The following is a 24,779-nucleotide window of genomic DNA, read 5'->3' as shown; positions in this document are numbered from 1 at the left end:
GCTCACAGTGATCACCATGTGAAGCCCATCTCCATTACGGGCAGATATCGGCGTATATGCGTCGATCTTGGTGCTGATCGATTTCCGGTGTGCGCTGGGGATCTGCGGTGATTATTTTCGCCTGGAAAACGTTGGGTGACTCGGCTCACCGCGTCGTCACATTTGACGGACGCCGCTGACCTGCACGTACCGTCGTCGCAGTCGGCCGGACAAGTGCGCCGACGGATGCCCTGTGTGGCACTCGCCCCCCATCGAGGAGAACCCCGAAAGAATGTCTTTGCGCTCCCGCACGTCCACGTCCAAGCACCTTCTCCGCCTCGCTGTCGCCGGCGCCATTGCCGTCGGTGCCCCGCTCGCGATGGCCGGTACCGCCAACGCCGCCCCCGCCGGCGTCTGGGACAAGCTCGCCGCCTGCGAGAGCAGCGGCAACTGGTCGGCCAACACCGGCAACGGCTTCTCCGGCGGCCTGCAGTTCACGCCCTCGACCTGGAAGGCCTTCGGCGGCAAGGGCAGCGCGCACAACGCCAGCCGCGCCGAGCAGATCGCCGTGGCCGAGCGCGTCCTGGACGGCCAGGGCTGGAAGGCGTGGCCCGCCTGCTCGAAGAAGCTCGGCCTCCGCTGACCGAGCGGCCCCTGCCGCCGAACGCGTGAGCGACAGGTCGGTGCTATATCACACGTGCGTAAGCCGCTCCGCTGTGGTCTCATCTGCGGCAGGGAGGTGGTCGTGTGAAGCACCGACAACCCGACCCCATCGGCGCCGACCTCGATCCAGGGGAGGCGCCGGGGATCGCGCGGCACCCGAGCGCGGTCCCGAAGGGGTCCCGGGTCCTGCTTCTGAACGCCACCTTCGAGCCGCTCGCGGTCGTCACCGCGAAGCGCGCCATCGTCCTGATGCTCACCGGCAAGGCCGAGTGCGTCGAGGAAACCCTCGGCGGCGCCGCCTTCCACTCGGAGAGCCTCACCATCCCCGCCCCGTCGGTCATGCGGCTGTCCCGCTACGTGCGGGTGCCCTACCGGCACGCCGTCCCCATGACCCGCGCCGGGGTGCTCCGCCGCGACGGGCGCCGCTGCGCCTACTGCGGCAAGCGGGCCGACACGATCGACCACGTCGTCCCGCGCAGCCGCGGCGGCACGCACACGTGGGACAACTGCGTCGCGGCCTGCCGCGCCTGCAACTCCCGCAAGGCCGACCGGTTGATCGAGGAGCTCGGCTGGATGCTCGCCGTCACGCCGCGCGCCCCGGACCGGTCGGCCGGCGGCATCCTCGTGCTGGCCGTCGAGCCGCTGCCAGCGTGGGAGCCGTGGCTGGGGGCGCGCGCCGCCTGACCGTCAGTCCCGGCTGCGGCGCCCCGGCGGGCGCCCGCGGTCGGGACGGCCGCGGCGGTGCGGGCTCGTACGGCTGAAGCGCCGTGGCGGGCCGCCCTCGCGGTCGTGACCCTCGGCCGTCTGGCCGGCGACCAGCGCCGGTGAGAGCACCCGGATCCCGTCGGTGACCGGACCGAGCGTCACGGTGCCGAACAGGCTCGGCGTGTCCGCGTCCCGATCGTCCGCCGCCCGCCCCACGTCGCTCGCCGCGACGGGGGCGGGCGTCGGCGTCTGCGTGCGCAGGCCGCGCAGGACGGCCACGAAGAACGCGACCGCGGCGACGAGGAGCATCCCGACAGCGGTGAGCTCGAGCGCCGCGTCGATCGCGCCCCGGTCGGACCCCGGCGGCCTGCCGGCGATGATGCGCACGGCGTGCGCGGCCGACAGGGTGGCGAAGGCGATCCCGGTGCGCCGGATCAACGCCCGCCGGGACCGCGTGCCCGACCCCAGCGCGATGATCCCCGCGGCGCCCGCGCCGGACCAGGCGACGACGTCGAGCGTGGCGACGAGCCACGCAGGCGGCGGCTGCCCGGGCAGCGCGACCGCGGTGGCGGCCACACCCGCGACGACCACGACCGTGAGGGCGCCGACGGCCACCGCCGCCCGCCGCCCCGCGTGGCCCGTGACCGGCCCGCGGACCGCCAGCACGAGCAGCCCGAGCGCACCCAGCACCCCGATAGACCCGGCGAGCACCCACGTGTTCAACGGGTCCTCCAGACCGGCCGCGCGCACGAGCAGCGCCACCCCGGCGTAGAGCGCGACCGCACCCGCGATCCGCCCGGTGCGCGCGCTGCCGGTGAGCGCGGCCACCGCGGCCAGCAGGATCGTCGCCGCGAGCCCGGCCGCGAGCGCCAGCACCCCCACCGCCTCGTGGGCCACGGCGTGCCGGCCGTGGATCAGGAAGCCCAGCAGCACGGCGCCGGTGAACAGGGCGGCCAGGACGACCAGGTCGACGGCCAGTGCGCGGACACCTGGGACCAGGGCGCGGGCGCCGGTGCTGGGCCGCAGGATCGCGGGCCACGTGGTTCTGGGCATGACGTACCCCTCGACGTCAGGGGCGGCCGTGACGAGGCCGGGGGCTGGGGAGCTCCACTCGGGCTTTCGGCTGGCGGGGCGAAGCCGTTACCAGCGGGTCCGCCGCGGGCGCATTCGGAGGACGGGGGCGAGGCCGTCCGGGCGAGCTCGGGCGAGCACGCGACGCGTGCCCACGAGCGCGCCACCGTAGGCGACGGTGAACCCGATGAGATCACCGACGTGCACGCCGTGGCTGCCGGAGACGGTCAACAGCACGGGCCCGATACGGGTCATCGCGGCGACGGCCAGCCCCAGCAGCGTGGCGGCACCCCACAACCAGACCAGTGCGACGCGCGGCGTCGCGTCGCGCTTCCACCTGCCGCCCGTCATCCTGCGCGAACCCGGTCCCGTACGCCCTTCAGAGCCGCGCGCACCCGGGGTGTCCGGGCCGTCAGCGTGCGGATCCCGTGCGCCGCGGCAGTGGTGGCCCGACGGCCGATCCCGGCCGCCGTGGTGCGGAACGCCCAGCCACGGACGAGGACCTCGTCGGAGGTGCGCAGCGCGTCCTTGTAACCGAAATCACCGGCGCCGAGGTCGAACGCGGTGATCTCCCGCTCGGCGGCGGCCTCGGCCATGAGGAAGTGCAGGAGCAGACCTGGGGAGTAGCCGCCGAGCTCCGGGTTGTAGGTGGGGAACCAGCTGGTGAGCACCCGTTCGGAGCGCAGACCGAAATGGGCGGCGGCCACCTGGTCCCCCGCGTAGAGCACCGACAGGGTGCCCGAGCAGCCGGGCGCGGTCGTGGCGTGCAGCTCGTTGACGAGCGCGACGGTGGCGGGATCGGCGAACCGGTCCCACGCCCCGAGCTCGGCGTAGCGCGCCGACTTCCAACGCAGCACGTCGTGCAGGACGTCGCGGTCGTCGGAAGCGAAGACGAACCGGATCGGCCCGACCTCGCGCTCCATCTTCCGTCGTTTGCGCATCATCGTGGGCACGAGGTTCTTCGAGGCCCGGCGCCGGTCGGCGAGGAACGCCGCGTATCCACCGGAGAGATCGATCACCGGGGAGGGATAGCGAACCAGCCTCCGCACGCCGCTGGGCAGCAGCCGCTCGGGCACGTGCTCGAACCACATGGCGTGCAGGCCACAGCGGGCGGCGAGCTCGCGGGCATCGGCGCCGCGGGGGCCGATCACCGCCTGTTGGTCGGACAGCCCGGCGCCCGGGGGCAGAGCGATGCCCGACCCGTGCGCGTCGAACGCGAAGAAGCCCTCGTCGAGCACGGCGACGCGGGTCTGGGGACGCGAAGTTCCCAAGGCGATCGCGTACTCGGGTGCGAGGAAAGGGTTGGCCAGCGCCGGGTCGGAGCGCTGGAGTGCCCGCCAGCGCTCGACGTCGCCGGGGCCGAGCTCGCCGGGCCGGATCGGCTCGACCCGGGGTCCGCGGCCGGTCACCTGCCGACGCCGTCGCGTCGGACCGCGTCCCGCAGGAGTTTGCGCAGGTCGGTCAACCCGCGCTCGGGGGACATCACCGTGCGCCGCACCTCGTACCGCGGGGTGTGCGCTTCGTTGAACCCCCGCAGGGTGGTGACTGCGTGGGAGTGGCCCGCTCGCCGCGCGGCGGAGACGGTGCCGGCTGTGTAGTCGGCCGTCGTCCCGTTCGGATACGCCAGCACGGGCGCGTCGACGTCGAGCCGCTCCTGCAGCTGGCTTCGCGCGGTGGCGAGGTCGGTGAGCTGCTGCTCGTCGCTCTCTCTGGACAGGATCGCGTGGTGCAACGAGTGGGACCCGATCTCCATGCTGTCGCGGAGCCGGCGTGCCTCGTCCCAGTCCATGAAGTGCTCCTCGACGCGGTAGTCCTGCGTGGGTTCGAGGAGACCGGTCAGCTCGTCGACGGCGGCGTCGCGGTCCGCGCGGTCGAGACCCTTGAGCGCGGCGGAGAGCGCGCCGGCGGCGGCGCCCCGTTCCGCTGGGGTGCGCACCAGGTAGGTGCGGCCCCGCCAGGTGATCTCCCGGGCCCGCGCGTTCGCCACGGCTGAGGCGAGCTCCTCCCACCAGGCGCGAGCGGTCCGGTCGAGGAGTCCGGGCACGAGGAAGCAGGTGGCGGGCAGCCCCCACTCGCGCAGCAGCGGGGCGGCGAGCGTGAGGTTGTCCCGGTAGCCGTCGTCGAACGTGATCGCGGTTGCTCGAGGTGGGAGGGGGCGACCCGCCGCGAGGTCGCAGAGCGCTGCGCCGAGTGGCACGACCGTGGTCAGCCGCTTCAGGACGCGCAGCTGGCGGGCGAGCCCGCGCAGGCCGGCCCCCCGATCGGCGGGGAAGCACCAGGTGCCCTCCACGTTGTGCCACCCGAGCACGAGGAGTCGGCTGCCCCTTGCCTGCTTCATGTGGATGTTGCTCCGATCGACTCGGTGGCGGTTCGCACGCTCCGAGGACCTCGCACACCGTCGAAGGCCTGTTAACGCCGTGCCCAGCCGGATCGACCCGATCGAACGGCTGGGTCGGGGGTAGGGCCAGGGGACGGCCACGGGAGGCAATGGGTGAGCAGTGACGCCGTGGAAATCGGACGAAGCCTCGACCTTCCGGTGCGTCCGGCGTCGGAACCGGCGCCCGGTCCGCCGCACCAGCAGGGGGAGCAGCGGCGCGCGCGCTGGCTGCGCTGGTTCCGCCGGGCGGCGATCGTCTCCGACCTCCTCGCAGTGGTCGTGTCGTCGGCCCTGTACTCGCAGTGGGGGAGTGCGCCGCCCGGCGTCGTCCTCGTCATCGGAGCGGTCGTCTTCGTGCTCACCGCCGCGGCGCTGGGAATCGCCCGCGCCTGGGACCCGCTGGTGCTCGGCCACGGATCGGCGGAGTTCAGCCGCCTGCTACGTGGGTTCGTCGGCGCCGCGGTAGTCGTCGCGCTCGTCAGCCTGGCGAGCCAGCTACCCGCCGGGCGCCCGTGGGTGTTCGGGGTGCTTCCGATCGCGGGCGCGTTCGCCACGGTCGGTCGGCTCGGCCTGCGGTGGGAGCTGCACCGGCGTCGGCGGTCGGGTGCGGCGATGTCGAGCGTGCTGGCCGTCGGCAGCGAGCCGGCAGTCGAAGCGCTCGTGGCCCAGACCCGCCGCGCCCCGCACGAGGGCTGGGTGGTCACCGCAGCATGCACGCCGACGGGTCGGGCAGCCGACGGCGGGGAGCTGCTCGCCGGCGTGCCGGTGGTCGGTGATCTCGACGCCATCGCGGGCCTCACTCGGAGCGGGCGGTTCGACGCCGTCAGCGTGGCGCAGGCCCCCGGCTTCACGCCGCGGCGGCTGCAGCAGCTGGCGTGGGACCTGGAGGACACCCGGACCGAGCTTGTGGTCGAGCCAGGCCTGATGGAGGTGGCGGGTCCGCGGCTGCACGTGGCGTCCGTGGACGGGCTGCCCCTGCTGCGACTGACGCACCCGACGTTCACCGGCGCGGCCCGGTTGCTGAAGGGCCTGATCGACCGGGTCGCGGCACTCCTGCTGCTGGTGATCACCGCGCCGCTGCTGATCGTGATCGCAGTGGCGGTGAGGTGCGACGGAGGCCCGGTGCTGTTCCGGCAGGTGCGTGTCGGCGTCCGGGGACGCGAATTCAAGATGATCAAGTTCCGCTCGATGGTGCCGAACGGTGAGGCGCTGCGCACCCAGCTGCTCGGGCAGAACGAAGGTGCCGGACCCATGTTCAAGATGCGCAGCGACCCCCGCGTCACGCGCGTCGGACGGATCCTGCGGCGGTATTCGCTCGACGAGCTCCCGCAGCTGTTCAACGTCCTCGGCGGGTCGATGTCGCTCGTCGGTCCGCGTCCCCCGCTGCCGGTCGAGGTGGCCGGCTACACGCCCGACGCGCGGCGGCGATTGCTCGTCAAACCGGGTATGACCGGGCTGTGGCAGGTCAGCGGCCGCAGCGATCTGTCGTGGGAGGAATCGCTGCGGCTCGACCTGCGCTACGTCGAGAACTGGACGCTCGCCCTCGACGCCCGGATCCTCCTGCTGACGGCGCGAGCGGTGCTGCGTGGGGGCGGCGCCTACTGATCGGGTCCGCTGCGTAACGCGCGCCACCCCGACCGACGACGGATGCACCGTCGGTCACGTCCGAGACCCAGGGATCGAGGGATACGTGTCTTCTGGCCTCGGTTCGCCGTCCGGGTTCCGGCGGGTGCCCGCACCGGCGCGCCGGTCCGGCCGCGCGGTGAAGCACTGCGTCGACAGGCTCATCGGATTCGTGCTCGTCGGCACCGTGCTGCCGATCCTCGCGCTGATCGCCGTCGCCGTCGCCATCGAGGGACGCGGCCCGGTGCTGGTGCGGGAGCCCCGGGTGGGCAGCGGCGGCCGTGAGTTCGGGCTGCTGGCCTTCCGTGCCGATGGCCCGCGCGTGGGCCCCTTCCTGCGCAGGCACGCGCTCGACCGCGTCCCGCAACTGTTCCACGTCCTCGCCGGCACGATGGCGATCGTCGGGCCGCGCCCGCCACGCCCCGACGAATTGGCGGCAGCCGGGTTCGACGGCCCCGGGCACCTGCTCTCGGTGAAGCCGGGCCTCACCGGCCTCCGCGCGGCGGACGACGAATTCGCGCGGCTCGCGCGGCGATATGCCGAGAACTGGAGCCCTGCGCTGGAGCTGCAGATCCTGCGACGGGCGCTCGCGGCGGTGCCGAAGGGCAGCAGGCGGGTGCGCCGAACGGGCGAGCCGATGGAGTTCGCGCGGCGGTTAATGGTGCGGCTGCCCCCGGCGACTACCTCCCTGCAACCACGCCCGAGCACCTGGCGAGCACAGGTCCGGAGCGTTTCCGCATCGCAGCAAAGGCAGCCGATGAGCCCCCTCCGGAAGTACACCCTGCGCGTCGCCAATCGCTGGGTCCTGGTCGCCGTCCTGGCCATCGCCGGTGGTGTTCTCGCGGCCTTGTGGTCCCTGGCGACCGTCACCACCACGTGGACCGCCACCGCCGCTCTCACGAGCCAGTCGCAGGAACGTTCCCCGGACCAGGACGGCGTGCTCGCCCTCGGGTACGTCGACTACTTCAACCAGGACAGCTACCAGCAGCTCCTGCGGGCCCAGGCGAACATCCCCGACGAGGTGTCGCTCTCTGCGCAGACGGGCGCGTCCAGCCCGATCCTCTACATCCAGGCCTCGGGTCCGTCCGAGGAACTGGTGCGCGATGCGGCGGCGGCGGCCGCGGAGGTCTTCCGCGAGGACGTCCGCGAGTCGCTCGTCACCGAGCGCCGGCAGGCCGTCGACGACCTCCAGGCGGAGATCGATCGCCAGGTCCAGGACCTCAACTCGCTCGAGCGCACCGACGTCGAGAAGAACGTCATCCTCGACCAGATCCGATCGCTGCAGGGCCGGCTCACCGAATTTCTCGCGGACAACACCAACCACCTCAAGCAGCTGCAGCCGCAGCCGGGTGTGTCCAGCTCCACCCCGAGCCCGATGGTCGACATCCTCAGCGGCCTGGCGGGCGGCGCGATCCTGGGTGTCCTCCTCGCGCTCCTGATGGCCGTCCTCGACCGCCGCGTGCACTCCGCCGCGGACGCAGAGGACGTGGCTGGGCTCCCCGTGCTCGCGGACCTCGGCCGCAGGCTCGCGGGGCGGCGCACTCGCCTGCAGAACCTCCTCAACGGGCTGTCAGCTTCCGAGGACGGTGCCACCCCCGTGGTCGCGCTCGCCGGCGTCCGCCGGAGCGACGGCGCTGCAGTGCTCGCTCATGAGCTGGTGGCCGCGTGGGCATCCCGGCGGGGTGGCGCCCTGCACGTCATGGCTGACCTCAGGGCTCCGCTGGCCGGTTACGAGCAGGTACCCGGGTTCGTCGACGTCCTGCAGGGCCGCGCGGGCGTGCCGACCACGGCGATCCCCCTCCCCGACGGCGTGCGGGTGCTGCCCCCCGGCGCCGTCGCCGACATCGACCCGTACGCCGTGGCGGAGCCGCGGCACCTCCGGTGGGCGTTCCAGGAAGCGGCCACCACCGCTGGGCTCGTGGTGGTCGAGGCGCCGCCGGTCCTCGACGCACCGGAGAGCCAGTCGATCTGTGCGGCCGCGGATCGGGTCGTCCTGGTCGTCGACGGACGCACCACCCGCGCCGACGAGCTGGGCGAGGCCGCGACCCTGCTCAGGGCGGTGGGCGCCCATGTGGTCGGGATCGTGATCGATCGCTCGGGCGGGCGGCTGGCTACCGGGCCGGCTCTCCCGCGGCCGGGCGAGGTGCGGCCCGCCCCCGCTCTCGTGGCGGCGGGGCACATCGGCAACGGCAACGGCAACGGCAACGGGAGCCTCCACGGCAGCGTCAACGGGAACCTCAATGGGCACGGGGACCACGACTGGACCGACGCCATCGGTGTCGTCGGGGACGACGACGCGCAGGAGCCGGACGACCCCGACGACGCGGACGGAACCGCCGAGGGCGGACACGCTCGGCCCGGCTACGCGGAGCCCGAGAACCCCGAGCCCGAGTACGCGGAGCACGAGCACGTGGAGCACGACGGTGCCGAGGACCACGAGGACGGCGACGCGGGCGAGCAGCGTCCCAGTCCGTTCCCGCGGTCCGCGCTGGCGGGCGTTCCTGTGCGTGAGCCGGCCGAGTCCGGTGATTCGGTCGGGACGAGGGACGGGCAGTGGCAGGGCTGAGTTCGCTCCTGCCCGACCCGGCGTCCGAACGCGCCGACCGGTGGCGGCTCGTAGCCGCCGTGGGGCTCGGGCTGGTCCTGATCGCAGGGGCGATGCGGGAGGGCCCGGTCGAGGGCCCGCGTGGCCTGTTCCTGGTGGCGGTCGCGGGCGCGGCGGGGGTGGTCGTCCTCCTCGCGCCGCTGGTCACCACGGTGCTGCTGCTTCTCGCGTCGTTCTTCCGACTGGCGGTGCACGTCGGTGGACTGCCGGCGGAGCCGATGACGCTCCTGTTCGCCGCGCTCGTCGCAGCGGTGGGAGTGGCTGCCCTGCGCGGCACGGTTCGGCTGCACTTCGGGCCGCTCGAAGCAGTCATGTTCGCCTACCTGCTCTGGAACATCGTGTCGGCAATGTGGCCGCACGCCTATCCGGCAATAGTGCCCAACACCGGCGAATCGATCGTGCTCTACCGGTTCATACTGATGGGCACAGTTTTCCCGTTCGCCGCCTATGCGGTGGGCCGGGCTGTTTTCCGCGACCCGTCCCGGATTCGTGTTCTGGTGTTCTGCGTGCTGGGCTTCGCCGCCTACTCGGGGCTGGTCAGCATCCTGCAATTCACCGGTCCGCGGGCGATGGTGTGGCCGCGCTACATCGTCGACGCCCCGAGCTGGCCGGAGCGCGCGGTCGGCGTGTTCGACCAGCCCGTCGTGAACGGACTGGTGATGTCCATCGGGTTCGTTGCCGCCGTGCTCGTCGCGGGCGACCGGTCCGCGGCCGGGTGGCAGCGGCTGTGCGCCGGGCTAGTGGCGCCGCTGTGCCTCGTCGGCGTCTACCTCACGCACACCCGCGCGGTCTGGATCGTGTTCGGCGTCGGCGTCGTCGTGTGTGCGCTCGTGGCCCGCGGGCAGCGCGGCGTCTTCGTGGCCACGCTCGTGTCCGCGGGTGCTTTCGTCGTGGCCGACTGGGCCACGATCTCGAGCGCGGACCGGGCATCGGGTGGCCTCGGCTCGGCGTCCGAGGTCTACGACCGGCTGAACATGATCCGCACGTCGCTGTGGGCGATCGGCCAGGAGCCGCTGTTCGGGTGGGGGCTCGGCCGGTTCCAGCAGGTGAACACCCACCACCACATGCAGTGGGCCACCGACGTCAACTGGATGCGGGGGTATGGGTACTCCTCCCACGAGAACGAGCTCGGCATCGCCGTGGAGCTCGGACTGATCGGGCTCGCGCTGTGGCTGGTGGTGCTCGGACTCCTGGCGCACCAGGTCGTGCGTGCGTTTCGCCGGTTGCGGGACCGCGGTGTGGTGGCGCGCACGATCGCGGTGCTGGCCGTCGTGGCCCCGCTGCTGTGGGCGGGCACCGGGTTCACCGTGGACCTGCGCTTCAACGACTTCGTGAATCTGCTGGTGTTCCTGGTCGCCGGCGCCGCGGTGGGGTTGTCCGTCCGCGAACCGGCACCTCAACCGGCCGGGGCGCCGACGTGACCGCCCCTGGGCGGGTCCTCTGGGTATCCACGAGCACCGCCACTCGGGGTGGCATTGCGAGCTACGTGCGGACGATCCGGGACACGCCGCTCTGGGCCCGCTGGCAGATCCGCCACGTCACCACGCACCGTGACGGGAGCGCGACCCGCAAGATCGCCTCCTTCGCCGGGGCGGTGCCCCGCTACCTGTGGCTCCTGTTGGCCGACCGGCCCGACCTGGTCCACTTGCACACCTCCTCGCACGGGAGCTTCGTGCGCAAAGCCGTGCTCTTCTGGATCGCGCGGGCGTGCCGCGTGCCGGTGGTCGTGCACGTCCACGGCTCCCGGTTCGACGAGTTCCACGACAGGTTGCCGCGCCCGCTGCGCCGAGGGGTGCGCGGCGTGATGGTGCGATCCGCAGCCGTGCTGACGCTGGGGGAGCGGTGGGCGGACCGCGTCCGCCGGATCGCGCCGGGCGCCCGGGTCGAGGTCGTGCCCAACGCCGTCGTGGTGCCCGCGGTCGCCGCCGCCGGGCGCGGTGACATGGTGAACGTGGTGTTCCTGGGTGCGATCGGCGACCGCAAGGGCGCGTTCTGCCTGTTGGAGGCTTGGGCAAAACTCGCGGCGGAGTGTCACGGTGCCGCGCCGGCCCGCCTCACGCTGGCCGGTGACGGCCGCGTGGCGGAGGCGCGGCGCTCGGTCCTGAAGCTCGGGATCGAGCGGTCGGCCGAGGTGCGGGAATGGCTCCCGGCGCCCGAGGCGGCGACGCTTCTCGCCTCCGCGGACGTGTTCGTGCTGCCCTCGCGGCACGAGGGGCAGCCGATGGCGGTGCTGGAGGCGATGGCCCGCGGTGTCTGCGTGGTGGCGAGCGACGTGGGCGGGATCCCTGAGCTCGTCGAGCACGGTCGGTCTGGCCTGCTCGTCCCGCCCGACGACGTCGACGCGCTCGGGGCCGCTTTGCGCACGGTGCTCACTGATCACCGCCTCCGCGCGGACCTGGGTGCAGCGGCTCGCCGACGGGCGCTCGCCGAGTTCGACGTCGATGTCGTCTGGCATCGGCTGGACGCGCTCTACCAGGAGGTGGTCGGGCCGTGAGGGTGTGGCGGCGCAGGGCGCGGGAGGCCGGCCCGCTGAGGATCCTGTTCATCGTGCCGGACCTGGGCACGGGCGGTGCGGAGCGCCATGTGGTGACGCTCGCGCCCGCGCTGGACCCGGCTCGGTTCGACGTGTCTGTGGTCTGCATCGGTGACGAGGGAGCCCTCTTTCCGGCGCTCGCGGAGCGCGGCGTGCCGGCGCGGGCCCTCCACAGCCGCCGCCGTCCGTTGCGCGCGCTGGCCGAGCTGGTCCGGATCATGCGTGCCGAGCGGCCGGACGTGGTGATCACCCGCGGCTACAACGCCGACACCCTGGGCCGGATCGCGGCGGCGCTCACGCGGGTCCCGCGGGCGGTCGTGTGGGTGCACAACGCAACCGACATCACCCCGCGCGGTGCGGTCCGGCGTGCCGTCTACCGGCTCCTCGACCCGGCCACCGGCGCCTACTACGGGGTGGCCGACGCGCAGCGCGGCTACCTCGTCGACGAGCTCGGCTTCACGGCCGACAAGATCGAGATAGTCGAGAACGGCGTCGACCCGGACGTGTTCCGGCCCGTGGGGGTGGGCGAGCGGGCACGCGCCGCGGCGGTGCTCGGCATCCCCGAGGAGAGCCCGACGGTCGGGGTCCTCGCGGTCCTGCGTCCGGAGAAGGACCACGCCACAGCCTTGCGGGCGATGAAGCTGGTAGCCGACGAGATCCCCGACGCCCGCCTGGTGCTGATCGGCGACGGCCCGTTGCGCGGCCCGCTCGAGGAGCTGGCGCAGGAGCTCGGGATCGCAGCCCACGTCGTGTTCGCAGGGGCCCGCTCCGAGGTCGCCCACCTGCTCGCGACCGTGGACGTCGCCCTCCTGACCTCCTACACGGAGTGCTTCCCGATGGCGGTCCTGGAGGCGATGGCGTGCGGCGTGCCGGTAGTAGCCACCGAGGTCGGTGGCATTCCGGAGATGGTCGAGGACGGGATCGGCGGGCACCTCGTGCCGCCCCGCGACGCGCGCGCCACGGCCGACGCGCTGATCAAGGTCCTACGCGACCCCGGCCGTGCCTCGGTGATGGGGCGGGCAGCACGGGAGCGGGTGGTGCAGCGGTTCACCCTCGAGCGGTCCGTGCGTGAGGCCGGCTCCACCCTCGAACGCACTGCGGGCCGCACGCGCCCGGCCCGGCCGGTCCGGGTGGCCATCCTGCAGGACGAGGTGACGGTGGGCGGCGCGGAGAACCTGCTGCTGGAGCTCTGCCGCACCGTCGACCGGTCGGTGGTGGAGCCGCGGTTGATCTGCCTGCGGCGCCGGGGAGAGATGGCCGCCGACTTCGAGGCCGCGGGAGTTCCGGTCGACTGCCTCGAGCGTAGTGGGCGGTTCGACCACACCACGCTCGCACGTCTGGTGCGCCTGCTGCGGGACACCGGCACCGACGTCGTCCTGCTCACCCACTACCACCGCGCCGCGTTAGTGCTCGGCCGCATCGCGGCCGTGCTCGCCGGAGCGGCGCACATCGTGGCCGCCCACGACATGGACCTCGTCGCGGTCGGGAAGCGGGTGCTCCCCCGCGGGGTCGTCGAGACCCTTTTCCTGGCGCGGGCCCTGGTGCTGCTGGCACCCAGCCAGGGGCGGTACCTGCACGACGAAGAGGGCGTCGGCCGCTTTTCGTGGCGGCGCACGCGCGAAGTGGTGATCCCGAACGGGATCGCACTCCCGCCTGCGCCGACGCAGTCCGACCGGGCCGCGGCCCGCTCCCGTCTCGGCCTCGCCCCAGAGGACGTGGTGGTGGGGATCGTCGCCATCCTGCGCCCGCAGAAGGCGCACGGCGTGCTGGTCCGGGCTGTCGCGTCGCTCGCCCCGGCACACCCGCGGCTGCGGCTGGTGGTGGTGGGCGACGGCGAGGAGGAGCAGCGGGTGCGCGGCCTCGTCGACGAGCTCGAACTCACCGACCGGGTGCTATTCACGGGTCTGCGCAGCGACGTGCCGCAGATCCTGCCGGCATTCGACGTGTCCTGTCTGTCCTCGGTGCACGAGGGGGCCCCGCTCGCCGTGTTGGAGGCGATGGCCGCGGGCCTGCCCGTCGTCGCCACCGACTGCGGCGCTGTTCGAGACCTGGTGGCCGACGCCGAACAAGGGTTCGTCGTCCCGGTCGGCGACGAGCATGCCCTGGCCGAGCGGCTGGAACGGCTGATCGCCGACCCGGACCTGCGTCGCGCGATGGGTGCCCGGGCGCGGGCCCGTGCGGAGCAGGAGTTCTCGATCGAGGACACGGTGCGGGGCTACCAGCGGCTCTTCGTCGGGATCGCGCGATGAGCGGGCGCAGGCCGCGGGTGCTCGTGCTCGTCGAGAACCTCTCGGTGCCCTTCGACCGGCGGGTCTGGCAGGAGTGCCGGGCGCTCGTCGACGACGGGTACGACGTCGTCGTCGTCTGCCCGCGTGGCGAAGGCCGCGACGAGGAGGCCGAGGTGGTGCTCGACGGCGTCCGGATCCTGCGTTACCCGTTGCGGGCTGCCACGGGCGGTCCTGCGGGCTACGTGCGCGAATACGGCGCCGCGCTGTGGCACACAACGCGGCTCGCGGTGCGGGTGCGGCGGGAGGGCCCTGTCGACGTCGTGCACGCGTGCAACCCGCCCGACCTCCTGCTGCCGGCGGTCCTGCCGCTCAAACTCCTCGGGGCGCGATTCGTCTTCGACCAGCACGACCTCGTTCCCGAGCTGTTCCGGTCGCGCTTCCCGCGGGGTGAGCGGTGGCTGCTGTGGCTGGCCCTGTTCTGCGAGCGGCTCACCTACGCCCTCGCCGACGCGGTCATCAGCACGAACGAGAGCTACCGGCGGGTGGCGATCGCACGCGGCCGCAAAGCACCCGACCGGGTACAGGTCGTGCGCAGCGCACCCGCACCGGAGCGCTTCGCGCCGCTGCCACCCGATCCAGCGCTTCGCCGGGGCCGGCCCCACCTCGCCGCCTACCTGGGCGTGATGGGCCCCCAGGACGGCATCGACGGTGCGTTGCGTGCGCTGGCGCACCTGCGACACGACCTCGGGCGCGACGACGTGCACACGATCTTCATGGGGGCCGGTGACGTCTTCGACGACATGCGGACGCTGTGCACCGAGCTCGGCCTCGACGACTGCGTGGAGTTCACCGGGCGGGTGCCCGACGAGTTCGTGCGGCGCTGCCTGTCGACGGCCGACGTGTGCCTCGCTCCGGACCCGCGCACCCCCCTCAACGACGTGTCCTCGATGAACAAGATCGTCGAGTACATGTCGATCGGCCGTCCGATCGTGTCGTTCGACCTGGTCGAGACGCGGGTGACCGCAGGCGGCGCAGCGGTGTACGCGCCGGACGGAGACGAGCTCGCGTTCGCGAAACTCGTCGACGAACTGCTCGGCGACCCGGGCAGGCGGGTGCGGATGGGCGAGCGGGGCCGGGCCAGGGTGGCGGGCGAGCTGTCGTGGGAGATCGCGGAGCGGAATCTGAAGGATTTCTATGCGCGGGTCGTGGCTCCGCGCCCTGCCCGTGGGGGACGGTGACGATGGGCACCCTGGGTTGGTACCTGGCACGGGCCCGCACGATGGGTCCCGCTGAGATCGGCTGGCGGGTCGCAACAGCTGCGCGGGGGGTTGCGCGCGGCGTGGCCGGTCGCGCCGGGTCACGGGCGCGTGCCATCCCGATCTGGGAGCTCGCGTTCGACGACTTCCGCCAGGCCCGCGACCGGCCGGTCGTGCTCGACGCCGCGCGGGCGGCGTCGATTGTCCGGGACATGCCTGACCAGGTGCGCGAGGTCGTCAGGGCGGCCGACGACGTGCTCAACGGCGTGTTCGCGTTCTTCGGCCAGGACCCGGTCCGTTTCCCCGGCCCCGTCGACTGGAGCCTCGACCCGCGCACCGGGCTCAGGTGGCCGGACCGGCCCGCCGCGCGCATCAACCACCGCACCTGCGGCGACCCGAAGTGGATCTGGGAGCTCAACCGGCTGCAGCACCTGCCCTGGTTGGCGCAGGCGTGGCTCTTCACCGGTGACGACCGGTACGCCGGCGCGGCGCTCGACCAGCTCGACGGCTGGCTCGACCAGAACCCGACCGGGCGCGGCATCGCGTGGCGCGGCGGGTTCGAGGCCGGGCTGCGCGCCATGTCGGTGGCCGTCGCGGTGCAGGGCCTGCGGAACGCGCCGGCGATGACCGCGCAGCGGTACCGACGGATCGCCACGATGCTCGCCGAGAGCGCCGACATGTGCTGGCGCGAGCGCTCCCGGTTCAGCTCGGCCAACAACCACCTGCTCGGCGAGCTGGCTGGCGCCGCCACCGTCGCGATCCTGTACCCCGAGCTGCCCGGGGCCCGCCGCCGAGAGCAGGCCGCCCTTGACGCACTCGCCCGCGAGGCCGAGCGGCAGATCCTGCCCGATGGGGCCGGTGCCGAGCAGTCGTCGCTCTACTTGATCTTCAGCGCGCAGCTGCTGCTCATACCGGCCGCGCTCCTGCGGCTGCGCGGGGACCAGCCACCTCCCGCGCTCGACGCGGCTGTCCGGCGCAGCGGCAACTTCCTCGCTGGTCTCACCGCCGGCGGTGACCCACTGCCTCGCTACGGCGACGAGGACGGCGGGTTCGCCCTGCGCCTGCACCCCGAACCGGTCGCCGAACTCGCCCGCCACCTCGCGCTGGTCGACGGCGCCCCCGATGACCTGGCCGCGCGCTGGCTCACCGCGCCCACAGCCGGGTCGCGGCCGGTCGTGCGTCCCCGCGCCGGGGACTGGTACGCGCCGCACGGCGGCCTGGTCGTCCTGCGCGGGGGTGGGCGGCGGATCACGATGGACGTGGGTCCGCTCGGATACCTGTCGCTCGCCGCCCACGGGCACGCCGACGCGCTCTCCGTCACGCTCGCGGCGGACGGGCACGACCTCGTGGGTGACCCCGGCACCGGCAGCTACTACGCCGAGCCGACCTGGCGCCGCGCCTTCCGCAGCACCCGGATGCACGCCACCGTGGCCGTGGACGACCTCGACCAGTCCGTGGCGGGCGGGCCGTTCCTCTGGACCCGCCACGCACGCACCACCGTGCGCGCGATCGACCTTCCGCGCGGGGTCGTCGAGGCCGAGCACGACGGGTACCGCAGGCTCGACGCCCCGGTGACCCACCGCCGCTACCTCGTGGCCCCACCGGGCCGCGAGCGGGTGCTCGTCCTCGACCTGCTGGAGGGAGACGGTCACCACCGCATCCGGACCTGCTGGCCGCTCCACCCCGACCTCGAGATAGAGGAGCTGGCGGCCGGGCACCTGGCGCGCCGCGACGGGGTGCCGGTGCTGCAGGTGGTGAGTGCGAGCACCGTGCCCGGCTCTCCGTATCGCGTACGAGGAGCCGACGACGGGCTCGGCTGGTGGTCCGACCGGTTCGAGCACCGGGAGCCCGCATGGCTGGTCGGTTCGGTGGTGGAACGTACCCGGTGCCCCGTGGCGATCGCGACGATGCTGTGCCCCATGGGTGATCACGCGCAGGCAGTGGACGGGCTCTCGGTCGCCCGGAAGGGAACGGGTGAGGTGGAAGTGACGTGGACCGATGGCCACACTCGGACGGTGGTGCGGGTCGACCCGCGCACCCCGGGCGCGGTTTCTTCCGAGCTCCTGGTGTGCACGTGAGGCGCCGGCTTGCCCCCGCGCTGCTCGCGCTGGCCTTCCTGGCCGCATGCAGCGCGGAGGAGCCCTCCGATGCCCCGCAGATCCCCGCGTCGGCGTTGCTGCTGTGGACCGGAGACCTCGAGACGGGTGACCTCTCCCAGTTCATGGACACGCCGTGGAACCGGGTCGGCGGACCACCCCCGGAGGTCGTCGAGGAGCCGGTGCGCGGCGGTCGCTACGCCGTCGAGCTGGCGATCGTGCGCACCACCGGACCCGATGACGGCATCTGCTGCGGCTCGCGCAACGAACTGGAGCCGAAGTTCCGCGAGATCGAATCCGGCGAGGACCTCTGGTTCACGTTCTCGACGTACCTACTCGAAGGGTTCCCTGTGAACTACTCCGAGTTCCAGACGATCACCCAGTTCAAGCAGAACTTCGACGGCTCGCCCCCGCTGGAGCTCGGGGTGCAGGAGGGCGCCTTCCAGATCGACGGCGGGTACGGCCACCCAGACGGTCCGCGGACCTTCAGCATCCCGGTCGGGGAGGCCGCCACCGGCCGCTGGAACGACTGGCTGCTGCACGTCCGGTTCTCGCCAGACCCGGCGGTCGGCTTCGTCGAGGTCTGGCGCGACGGGCAGCTCATGCTCCCCAAGTACTCCCCGCCCGGCGGCACGATGTACGTCAACCCGGACGACGGCTCGGCGCGCAGCTCCGTGAAGACCGGGTACTACCGCGACCGCACGATCGACTCCGTCGGTCGGATCGTCTTCGACGAGTGGCGGATCGGAACGACCAGGGAGGTGGTGGAGCGTGCCTACCAACCCGCGACCGGGCAGGCCACCGGCTGAGCCGCTCCCGGCGCTCTCCGTCATCGGCCTCGGCTACGTCGGCTGCGTCTCCGCGGCGTGCTTCGCCGCGCGCGGCCACCGCGTCGTCGGCGTCGACGTCGACGAGCAGAAGGCCGCCCTGCTCCGTACGGGGCGCTCGCCGATCGTCGAGGAGCGGATCGACGGGATCGTCGCCGACGTCGTGCGCTCCGGGAAGCTGCGAATCACCGACGACGTGGTTGATGCGATCTCGGCCACCGACGTCACGCTCGTGTGCGTCGGCACCCCGTCGGCCCGCGACGGCAGCCTGTCCACCGAGTACCTGGAACGCGCGTGCGCGCAGATCGGCACCGCCCTCGCGGCGAAGCCGGGGTGGCACGTGGTGGTCTTCCGCAGCACGATGACGCCCGGAACCTGCGAAGGCGTCCTCGTGCCCGCGCTGGAGCGTGCCTCGGGCCGGCGTGCCGGCGTGCACTTCGGTGTCTGCGTCAACCCCGAGTACCTGCGCGAGGGGTCGAGCGTGCGCGATTTCGCGTCGCCGCCCAAGACGGTGGTGGGCGAGCTCGACCCGCGCAGCGGCGACGTCGTCGCCGGCCTCTACGCGGACGTCCCGGGGCCGCTGTTCCGCGTGCCGATCGCCGTGGCCGAGATGTCGAAGTACGTCGACAACGCTTTCCACGCGGTGAAGGTGGCGTTCGGGAACGAGATCGGAGCGGTCTGCCGGTCCGCCGGGCTGGACTCGCACCGCGTCATGGACATCTTCCTGGCGGACACCAAGCTCAACCTGAGCGCGGCCTACCTGCGCCCCGGTTTCGCCTTCGGGGGTTCCTGCCTGCCGAAGGACGTGCGCGCACTCGTGGACCTTGCGCGGCGTCGCAGCGTCGACATCCCGCTGCTCGCGGGTCTCATCCCTGCCAATGAGGCCCACGTGCGCCGGGCGGTGGACCTGGTGGTCGCGTGCGGGCGCCGCCGCGTCGCCCTGCTCGGCCTGTCGTTCAAGGCGGGTACCGACGACTTGCGGGAGAGCCCGCTGGTCGAGCTCGCCGAGCGGCTCATCGGCAAGGGGTACGACCTGCGCATCCACGACGCCAACGTCTCGCTCTCGCGCCTGACCGGAGCGAACCGCAAGCACATCGCCGAGCACCTCCCGCACATCGACCGGCTGCTCACCGACGATCTCGCCGAGGTCGTTGCTCACGGCGAGGTGCTCGTCGTCGGTGCTGCGACACCGGAGATCGCCGAGTCGGTGGCCCGCATCGACGACCGCCCGGTCATCGACCTCGTACGCCTGCCAGACGCCGCGCCGCGTCGTGGCGACGAGAACTACATCGGAATCTGCTGGTAGCGAGAGGTGCGTGTGCCCGACCGACCCGTGTTCAGCATCCTGTGCTCGGCCTACCGCTGCGAGGAGTACTTGGCCGAGACGATCGACTCGGTAGTCGCACAGACCATGCCCGACTGGGAGATGATCGTTGTCGACAACGGGCCGTCGGATGAGATCGCCGCGATCGTCGAGCGATACCGGGATGATCGCCGTGTCCGCCTGGTGCGCCAGCAGAACAGCAGGCTGATCGGTGGCATCGGGTCCGCGGTCGCGGCGTCGTCGGGCCGCTACCTGGTACCGCTCGACAGCGACGACCTGCTGACCCCCGCGTTCTGCGCGCGAATGGCCGAGGTGCTGGACCGCAGACCCGAGATCGACGTGCTCTCCTGTGACGCCGGCGTGTTCCGGGACGGTGACCCGCCCGACCTCACCACTCCGTTCCTGCGCAAGCGCCTCGGGCTGGAGCACCGGCTCACCCTCGCCGACATGATCGGTGAGCACGATGTGATCCCGTACTTCGCGGCGTTCCGGCGAGAGGCCTGGCTCGCCGCGGGCGGGTACGCGCCCGGCTCCGACCTCGTCGAGGACATCGCGCTCTACCTGCGCCTCATCGTCGCGGGTCACGACATCCGGGTGCTGCCCGAGCGGCTCACGCGCTACCGGATGCGCGACGATTCGGCCTCGCGCGACCCGAGTGGCGTGGAGGCGTTCGAGGCGGCCTGCGAACGGGTCTACAGCGAAGCGGCCCACGCGTACGGCGACCCGGCGACTTTGGAGCTGCTCGACCGCCGGGTTCGCGCCTTCCGCTACGAACAGGCGCTGCGGCGGGCCCGGTGGGCGTTCGTGCACGGCGACATTGCCGCGGCCCGTGCAGCCGCCCGCACGGCCTACAGACAGCGGCGCACGTTGCGTGGCGGGGCCGTCCTCGCCGGGGTCACAGTGGCGCCGGGCGCCCTGCGGGTGCTCCGTCCGCTCAAGCTGCGGGCCACGCGTGCGGCGTCGCGTCTGCTGGCCAGGGTGGCGGCACTGCGGGAGCGTCAGCCGGTGAGTGAGCGTCAGCCGGTCGGCGAGCGCTGACCGCGCCCGGGCAACCGGGACCGGCCCACGTGCCAGACCGTGGCCGCCATCGAGGGCGCGAGCACCGCGAGCACCGCCACGTACGACACCAGAAAAGCTGCGGCGTCGAGCCCGAGGAAGGCCACGGCGACGACCGTGTCCTGGCTGTCGGAGTTCAGGACGAACCGCTCGAGGGCGGCCACCGCCGCCGTGGCGGCGAGGCTGGCCAGCACTGAGGGCAGCGTCGCGCGGGCGATCTGCCCTGCGGACACACCCAGTGCGGAGCGGGCCAGCGCGAGGCAGAGGACACCCACGACCACCGCTGACGTCGAGATCGCCAGGCCCACCCCGGCAAGGCCGAACGGCACGATCAGGACCAGCAGCGACAGCCCGAGCACGAACTCCACCGCGGTAGCGCGGTTGATCAGTGCTGTACGACCGCAGCCCTTGATCGCCTCCTCGCTGACCGACGCGAACGCCTTGCCGATCCCGAGCCCTGCCATGGCGACCAGCACGACCCCGGCCTGCCGCCACGGCTCGCCCAGTACCACGACGGCCGCGGGCTCGCCGACCGCGAGCATGAGGCCGGACACCGGCGCGGCACAGAAGGTGACCCAGCGCAGGGCCTTCAGGTAGGTCTGGCGCAGCCGGCCCGGGTCGGCTGCGATGTGGGAGAACGCCGGGAAGAGGGCGTAGGCAACCACCCCGATCATCACGTTCACCGGGAGCCGGGCGATCCGCAATCCGTAGCGGTAGAAGCCGAGCGCTGCGGTGTCGAGGAGTCGGCCGATCACCACCGGCTCCGTGGTGGTCCGCACCTGGCTGGCGACGTGGTCGATCAGCAGCGGGTAGCCGTATCGCGCCAACTGGCGCCACATCGGGAACGACGCCTTCGCCCGCCCCGGACGCCACGAGACCAGTACCCAGACGCCCACGAGCAGCGTGACCGATGACGCGTAGGTGCCGATCACGAGGCTCCAGACCCCGAATCCCAGCAGGGCGCACGTCACCGCCACCACGGCGAACGCGAGCGAGACCGCCGGGGCGAGCACGATGTTGCGCGCCACGCTGAACTCACGCTGCAGTAGCGCCTCGGGCACGTTCGTGAGGGAGTGGAGCAGCAGACCCCCGGCGGACGCGGCCGCGACGAGCCCCACGGTCGGGTCGCCGAACACGAGGCCGATCACCGGTGCGGCCGCGAGTGCCCCGAGGCTGATGAGCACCCCGCTCACCAGAGTGGCCCAGAACACCGTCTCCGCCGCGGCCTGCACGTCGCGCTGCCGGTTCACCAGCGCCGCCCGCAGCCCGCCCTCCGAGACGTCGACGAGGAGCGCCGTGAGCACCGTGCCGGCCGCGAAGATTCCGACCTCGACCGGGCTCAGCAGGCGCGCGATCACCACCGTCTGCAGGAGGGAGACGGTCTGCGTGATGGCCTGCGCGCCTGTGGAGGCCGTCGCCACCCGCGTGAGCTTCCTCCGCAGCTGCGTGCTGCCCGGCTGCGGTGCGTTCACCTGCTCCCTCGAGGTGTCGTGGGGCGCGCCGGCTCGGCGCTCGCTACAAGGTCGCCGCAGCGGCCTCCGGCGTTAGCTCCGGGGCGGGCCGCACGTCACCGCCCCGCCGGTTAACACCTTCGGGTGCGGAGCGAGTATCCCCCGGTCCGGGGGTGAGCTGACCCGAACTTTTGGGAGTCCGATGACAAGATCAGGGCCCGACGCGCCCGTCCACATCGTCGTGCAGAACGGCGAGCACTGGATGCGCAACATCGGCGACCTCGCCATGCTCACGGTCACGCTGGGCCGTGTGCGGGAGCGCTGGCCTGACGCGGTCGTGCACGTGATGACCAGCGCTCCGACCCTGCTGCAGGCCTACCACCGGGATGTGCGGCCGATTTCCGACGGTCGGCTTCCCAGGGTGCTCGCAGAGCCACTCGCCGCTGCGGGGTCGCGGCTCGGGCCGGGCGTGGCCGGGTTCGCCTCGGTGGCGTCGCTGCGGGCCCGTGAGGACTTGCGGGCCGTCGTGCGGCGTCTACGCGGCCGACCGGAGCGGGCCCCGTATGCCGAGCCCGCCGATGCCGGTGAACCCGACGGCACCGGGCCCGACATCTCCACCCGCCCCGCGGTGGCCGCCGCTCTGCGGGAGGCATCGCTCGTCCTCGCGATCGGTGGCGGCTACATGAACGACGTCGACCCGTGGCAGTTCCACCGCACGCTCGACCTGCTGAGCTACGGAGTCCGGCACGGCATCCCCACCGCGATGGTCGGGCAGGGACTCGGCCCGTTGACCGACCCCGCGTTGCGGGAGCGGGCCGCGGCGGTGCTCCCGGGGGTGGACGTGATCGCGCTACGGGAGGACCGGGTGGGTCCCGACCTGCTCGCCGGCCTGGGCGTGCCCACCGGACGCATCGTCGTCAGCGGTGATGACGCGATCGAGCTCGCGTACGGGGTCCGTCAGGACGCGCCGGGTACCGCGCTGGGCGTGTGCCTGCGCGTCGCCGGCTACTCGCCCGTGGGTGCCCGGGCCCAGGAGGCCGTCGGCCGGGCGGTCCGCGCGGTGGCGGGCGGATTCGCGGCCCGGCTGGCGCCGCTCGTCATCTCCGAGCAGGGGGGCGAGGACCGCCGTTCCACCCTGCCGCTCGTGGCCCCCTACCCCGATGTCGCCCCGGTGCAGGGGCGGTTCACCACACCCGAGGACGTCGCGCGCCGGGTGGGGCGCTGCCGCGTGGTGGTCACCGGCGCTTACCACCTGGCGGTGTTCGCGCTCGCGCAGGGCATCCCCGTGGTCGGGCTCTCGTCGTCTCGCTACTACGACGACAAGCTCCTCGGGCTCACAGCGATGTTCGGTGGTGAGGGCCTGGAGCTCGTCCGCCTGGACGATTCCGAGCTCGAGGGCCGGGTCGCATCGGCGGCGCGGGCGGCGTGGGAGCGCGCCCCGGAGCTCCGGTCCGGGTTGCGCGAGCGGGCGAGCGCGCAGATCGAGCTCGGCCGAGCGGCGTACGAGCGGGTCTTCTCGCTCGTCGACGGGGCGCCGATACCCTGAGGCCGGTGCGTTCCGCGCTCGTTTCCGGCTGGTCGGCGCTGGTCGTCGGTCTGGCCGCGTGCATGCCGGCGCCTGCGCCGGTCGGGGCGCTACCGCAGATGCCATGCGACGGGGCGGCAATGCAGGAACACAGGTACGTCAGCGCGGTCGACGCGAGCGGGCGGTACTTCACCGACCAGCACGGTGCTCCGCTCCTGGTGTTCGGCGATTCCCCGTGGGCGGGCATGGTGCGCTGGTCGCCCGAGCAGGCGGAGTCGTACTTCGCCGACCGTGAGGCGCGCGGGTTCAACGCGTCGATCATCTCGCTGGTCGGTGCGAGCGCCAACGGCGGCCCGGACGACGACGGTCGCACCTACGACGGGATCCTGCCGTTCGAGGACGGCGACGTCACGCGCTGGAACGAGGCCTACTGGGCGCGGGTGGACGAGTACGTCCGGGCGGCCTGCGACCACGGCAACACCCTGTTCCTGTACCCGATCGACGGCTGGACGGTGAGCACGACCTTCAGCGACGCCACGGACGACGACGCCTTCCGCTACGGCGCGCTGGTGGCCGAGCGGTACGCGGAGTTCCCGAACATCGTCTGGATGACCGGTGGCGATCACTTCCCGAGCGACCTGCCGGATCGCAACGATTCGCCGCCCCGCCACGACGAGCTGTTCGAGCAGGTGCGCGCCGGCATCCGGTCGACGGGGGACGACCGGCTGTTCTCCATCCAGCTCGGCTACCCCGCCTCGGTGTCTACGGACAGCCCGCAGTGGGCGCCGCGCGTCGACTTCAACTTCGTCTACACCTACCTCCCCACCTACCGGGCCGTGCTCGACGCCTACCGCCGGGACCGGCTGCCGGCCCTGTTGTCGGAGGCGAACTACGAGGGCGAGAACAACCTGCCCGGCACGCCCGTCACCGGCGATGTGGTGCTGCGCAGGCAGATGGGCTGGGCGTTGACGTCCGGATCGCCGGGCTACTTCTACGGCTCGGACGACTGGGAGTTCCTGCCCGGCTGGGAGGGGCGGCTCGACACCCCGGCGGTGGCGCAGCTGAGCCGGATGCGGGAGCTGTTCGCCTCACTCGCGTGGTGGACGCTCCAGCCCGATGAGTCGACGGACATCCTCACGGGCGGCCGCGGCGAGCACGTCGCTCCCGGGGTCGATGTCGGGATCATGGACGACGAGCACGTCACAGCCGCCCGCGGCGGGGACACGTTCATCGCGTACGTCCCGACGGCACGCACGCTCACCGTCGACCCGGCTGCGCTCGCCCAGCCCACCGCCCGCTGGGTGGACGCGGCCGTTGCCACCGCCCCGCCCGTGGAGGCCGGGATCGACGCCTCCGGCACGCTCACCACCCCCGGCCCGAACTCCGCCGGGGGCGAGGACTGGCTGCTCCTGCTCCGCCTCCGGAGGTAGAGGCACCGCGTCTCGGGCCGCCTCCCGGAC

At 72.7% G+C, this 24,779-nt stretch carries 18 protein-coding genes and 1 pseudogene; 14 read left to right on the top strand and 5 right to left on the bottom strand.

Features of this window, described 5'->3' with window-relative positions; all coding sequences use genetic code 11:
* Window positions 1-271: 271 nt before the first annotated feature.
* Together ACFPL3_RS06825 and ACFPL3_RS06820 are read left to right on the top strand one after the other, a co-directional pair.
* Window positions 272-613 (top strand): annotated as a pseudogene (locus ACFPL3_RS06825) (transglycosylase family protein); the annotation flags it as partial.
* A gap of 113 nt (window positions 614-726) precedes the next feature.
* The gene (locus tag ACFPL3_RS06820; protein ID WP_343946730.1) at window positions 727-1,326 is read left to right on the top strand and encodes an HNH endonuclease; all 600 of its coding nucleotides are present in this window, start codon (window positions 727-729) and stop codon (window positions 1,324-1,326) included.
* A gap of 3 nt (window positions 1,327-1,329) precedes the next feature.
* On the opposite strand, the gene ACFPL3_RS06815 is transcribed toward ACFPL3_RS06820, so the two are convergent.
* The 4 genes from ACFPL3_RS06815 to ACFPL3_RS06800 form a co-directional block, all read right to left on the bottom strand.
* Window positions 1,330-2,400 (bottom strand): hypothetical protein, encoded by a 1,071-nt coding sequence (locus ACFPL3_RS06815; protein ID WP_343946729.1) that lies wholly within the window; start codon window positions 2,398-2,400, stop codon window positions 1,330-1,332.
* A gap of 87 nt (window positions 2,401-2,487) precedes the next feature.
* Window positions 2,488-2,769 carry a hypothetical protein gene (locus tag ACFPL3_RS06810; RefSeq protein WP_343946728.1) on the bottom strand — a complete coding sequence of 94 codons (282 nt, stop codon included), beginning with the start codon at window positions 2,767-2,769 and terminating at the stop codon, window positions 2,488-2,490.
* Complete coding sequence (locus ACFPL3_RS06805; RefSeq protein WP_343946727.1) at window positions 2,766-3,827, bottom strand: GNAT family N-acetyltransferase; 1,062 nt, start codon at window positions 3,825-3,827, stop codon at window positions 2,766-2,768. Before ACFPL3_RS06805 ends, ACFPL3_RS06810 begins: the two co-directional genes overlap by 4 nt.
* Complete coding sequence (locus tag ACFPL3_RS06800; RefSeq protein ID WP_343946726.1) at window positions 3,824-4,756, bottom strand: polysaccharide deacetylase family protein; 933 nt, start codon at window positions 4,754-4,756, stop codon at window positions 3,824-3,826. The genes ACFPL3_RS06805 and ACFPL3_RS06800 overlap by 4 nt, the downstream gene beginning before the upstream one ends.
* A gap of 168 nt (window positions 4,757-4,924) precedes the next feature.
* On the opposite strand from ACFPL3_RS06800, the gene ACFPL3_RS06795 reads away from it, so the two are divergent.
* The 10 genes from ACFPL3_RS06795 (at window position 4,925) to ACFPL3_RS06750 (ending at window position 20,325) form a co-directional block, all read left to right on the top strand.
* Window positions 4,925-6,400 carry a sugar transferase gene (locus ACFPL3_RS06795; RefSeq protein ID WP_343946725.1) on the top strand — a complete coding sequence of 492 codons (1,476 nt, stop codon included), beginning with the start codon at window positions 4,925-4,927 and terminating at the stop codon, window positions 6,398-6,400.
* Between the two features lie 85 nt (window positions 6,401-6,485).
* Window positions 6,486-8,984: a sugar transferase gene (locus tag ACFPL3_RS06790; RefSeq protein ID WP_343946724.1), complete on the top strand. Its 2,499-nt coding sequence runs from the start codon at window positions 6,486-6,488 to the stop codon at window positions 8,982-8,984.
* The gene (locus tag ACFPL3_RS06785) at window positions 8,972-10,444 is read left to right on the top strand and encodes an O-antigen ligase family protein (protein ID WP_343946723.1); all 1,473 of its coding nucleotides are present in this window, start codon (window positions 8,972-8,974) and stop codon (window positions 10,442-10,444) included. The genes ACFPL3_RS06790 and ACFPL3_RS06785 overlap by 13 nt, the downstream gene beginning before the upstream one ends.
* 65 nt (window positions 10,445-10,509) lie before the next feature.
* Entirely contained in the window at window positions 10,510-11,517 is a 1,008-nt protein-coding gene (locus ACFPL3_RS06780) for a glycosyltransferase family 4 protein (protein ID WP_343946722.1), read from the top strand.
* On the top strand, window positions 11,514-13,805 hold the full coding sequence (locus tag ACFPL3_RS06775; protein WP_343946721.1) for a glycosyltransferase: 2,292 nt from the start codon (window positions 11,514-11,516) through the stop codon (window positions 13,803-13,805). The genes ACFPL3_RS06780 and ACFPL3_RS06775 overlap by 4 nt, the downstream gene beginning before the upstream one ends.
* A complete protein-coding gene (locus ACFPL3_RS06770) occupies window positions 13,802-15,022 on the top strand; it encodes a glycosyltransferase family 4 protein (RefSeq protein ID WP_343946720.1) in 1,221 nt (406 codons plus the stop codon). The genes ACFPL3_RS06775 and ACFPL3_RS06770 overlap by 4 nt, the downstream gene beginning before the upstream one ends.
* Window positions 15,023-15,123: 101 nt before the next feature.
* Entirely contained in the window at window positions 15,124-17,118 is a 1,995-nt protein-coding gene (locus tag ACFPL3_RS06765; protein ID WP_343946719.1) for an alginate lyase family protein, read from the top strand.
* Window positions 17,115-17,945, top strand: coding sequence for a polysaccharide lyase family 20 protein (locus ACFPL3_RS06760; RefSeq protein ID WP_343946718.1), 831 nt, complete (start codon window positions 17,115-17,117; stop codon window positions 17,943-17,945). Before ACFPL3_RS06765 ends, ACFPL3_RS06760 begins: the two co-directional genes overlap by 4 nt.
* Entirely contained in the window at window positions 17,908-19,269 is a 1,362-nt protein-coding gene (locus tag ACFPL3_RS06755; protein WP_343946717.1) for a nucleotide sugar dehydrogenase, read from the top strand. The genes ACFPL3_RS06760 and ACFPL3_RS06755 overlap by 38 nt, the downstream gene beginning before the upstream one ends.
* Window positions 19,270-19,281: 12 nt before the next feature.
* Window positions 19,282-20,325, top strand: coding sequence for a glycosyltransferase family 2 protein (locus ACFPL3_RS06750; RefSeq protein ID WP_343946716.1), 1,044 nt, complete (start codon window positions 19,282-19,284; stop codon window positions 20,323-20,325).
* Here ACFPL3_RS06750 and ACFPL3_RS06745 read toward each other — a convergent pair.
* Complete coding sequence (locus ACFPL3_RS06745; protein ID WP_343946715.1) at window positions 20,304-21,815, bottom strand: lipopolysaccharide biosynthesis protein; 1,512 nt, start codon at window positions 21,813-21,815, stop codon at window positions 20,304-20,306. The two genes, ACFPL3_RS06750 and ACFPL3_RS06745, sit on opposite strands and share 22 nt — an antisense overlap.
* 181 nt (window positions 21,816-21,996) lie before the next feature.
* On the opposite strand from ACFPL3_RS06745, the gene ACFPL3_RS06740 reads away from it, so the two are divergent.
* Entirely contained in the window at window positions 21,997-23,340 is a 1,344-nt protein-coding gene (locus tag ACFPL3_RS06740; protein ID WP_343946714.1) for a polysaccharide pyruvyl transferase family protein, read from the top strand.
* A 119-nt stretch (window positions 23,341-23,459) separates the two neighbouring features.
* On the top strand, window positions 23,460-24,749 hold the full coding sequence (locus ACFPL3_RS06735) for an apiosidase-like domain-containing protein (protein ID WP_343946713.1): 1,290 nt from the start codon (window positions 23,460-23,462) through the stop codon (window positions 24,747-24,749).
* Window positions 24,750-24,779: the final 30 nt, after the last annotated feature.

It is taken from the genome of Pseudonocardia zijingensis, from assembly GCF_042657305.1.
GTDB lineage: Bacteria > Actinomycetota > Actinomycetes > Mycobacteriales > Pseudonocardiaceae > Pseudonocardia > Pseudonocardia zijingensis.
Note: the sequence above shows the minus strand (reverse complement) of the source record. Positions and strands in the feature narration are given on the sequence as shown.

Excerpts from the sequence above, each read along its gene's own strand:
- ACFPL3_RS06810 (WP_343946728.1), bottom strand. The coding sequence starts at position 2,769 with ATGACGGGCGGCAGGTGGAAGCGCGACGCGACGCCGCGCGTCGCACTG.
- ACFPL3_RS06740 (WP_343946714.1), top strand. The coding sequence starts at position 21,997 with ATGACAAGATCAGGGCCCGACGCGCCCGTCCACATCGTCGTGCAGAAC.
- ACFPL3_RS06815 (WP_343946729.1), bottom strand. The coding sequence starts at position 2,400 with ATGCCCAGAACCACGTGGCCCGCGATCCTGCGGCCCAGCACCGGCGCC.
- ACFPL3_RS06770 (WP_343946720.1), top strand. The coding sequence starts at position 13,802 with ATGAGCGGGCGCAGGCCGCGGGTGCTCGTGCTCGTCGAGAACCTCTCG.
- ACFPL3_RS06800 (WP_343946726.1), bottom strand. The coding sequence starts at position 4,756 with ATGAAGCAGGCAAGGGGCAGCCGACTCCTCGTGCTCGGGTGGCACAAC.
- ACFPL3_RS06735 (WP_343946713.1), top strand. The coding sequence starts at position 23,460 with ATGCAGGAACACAGGTACGTCAGCGCGGTCGACGCGAGCGGGCGGTAC.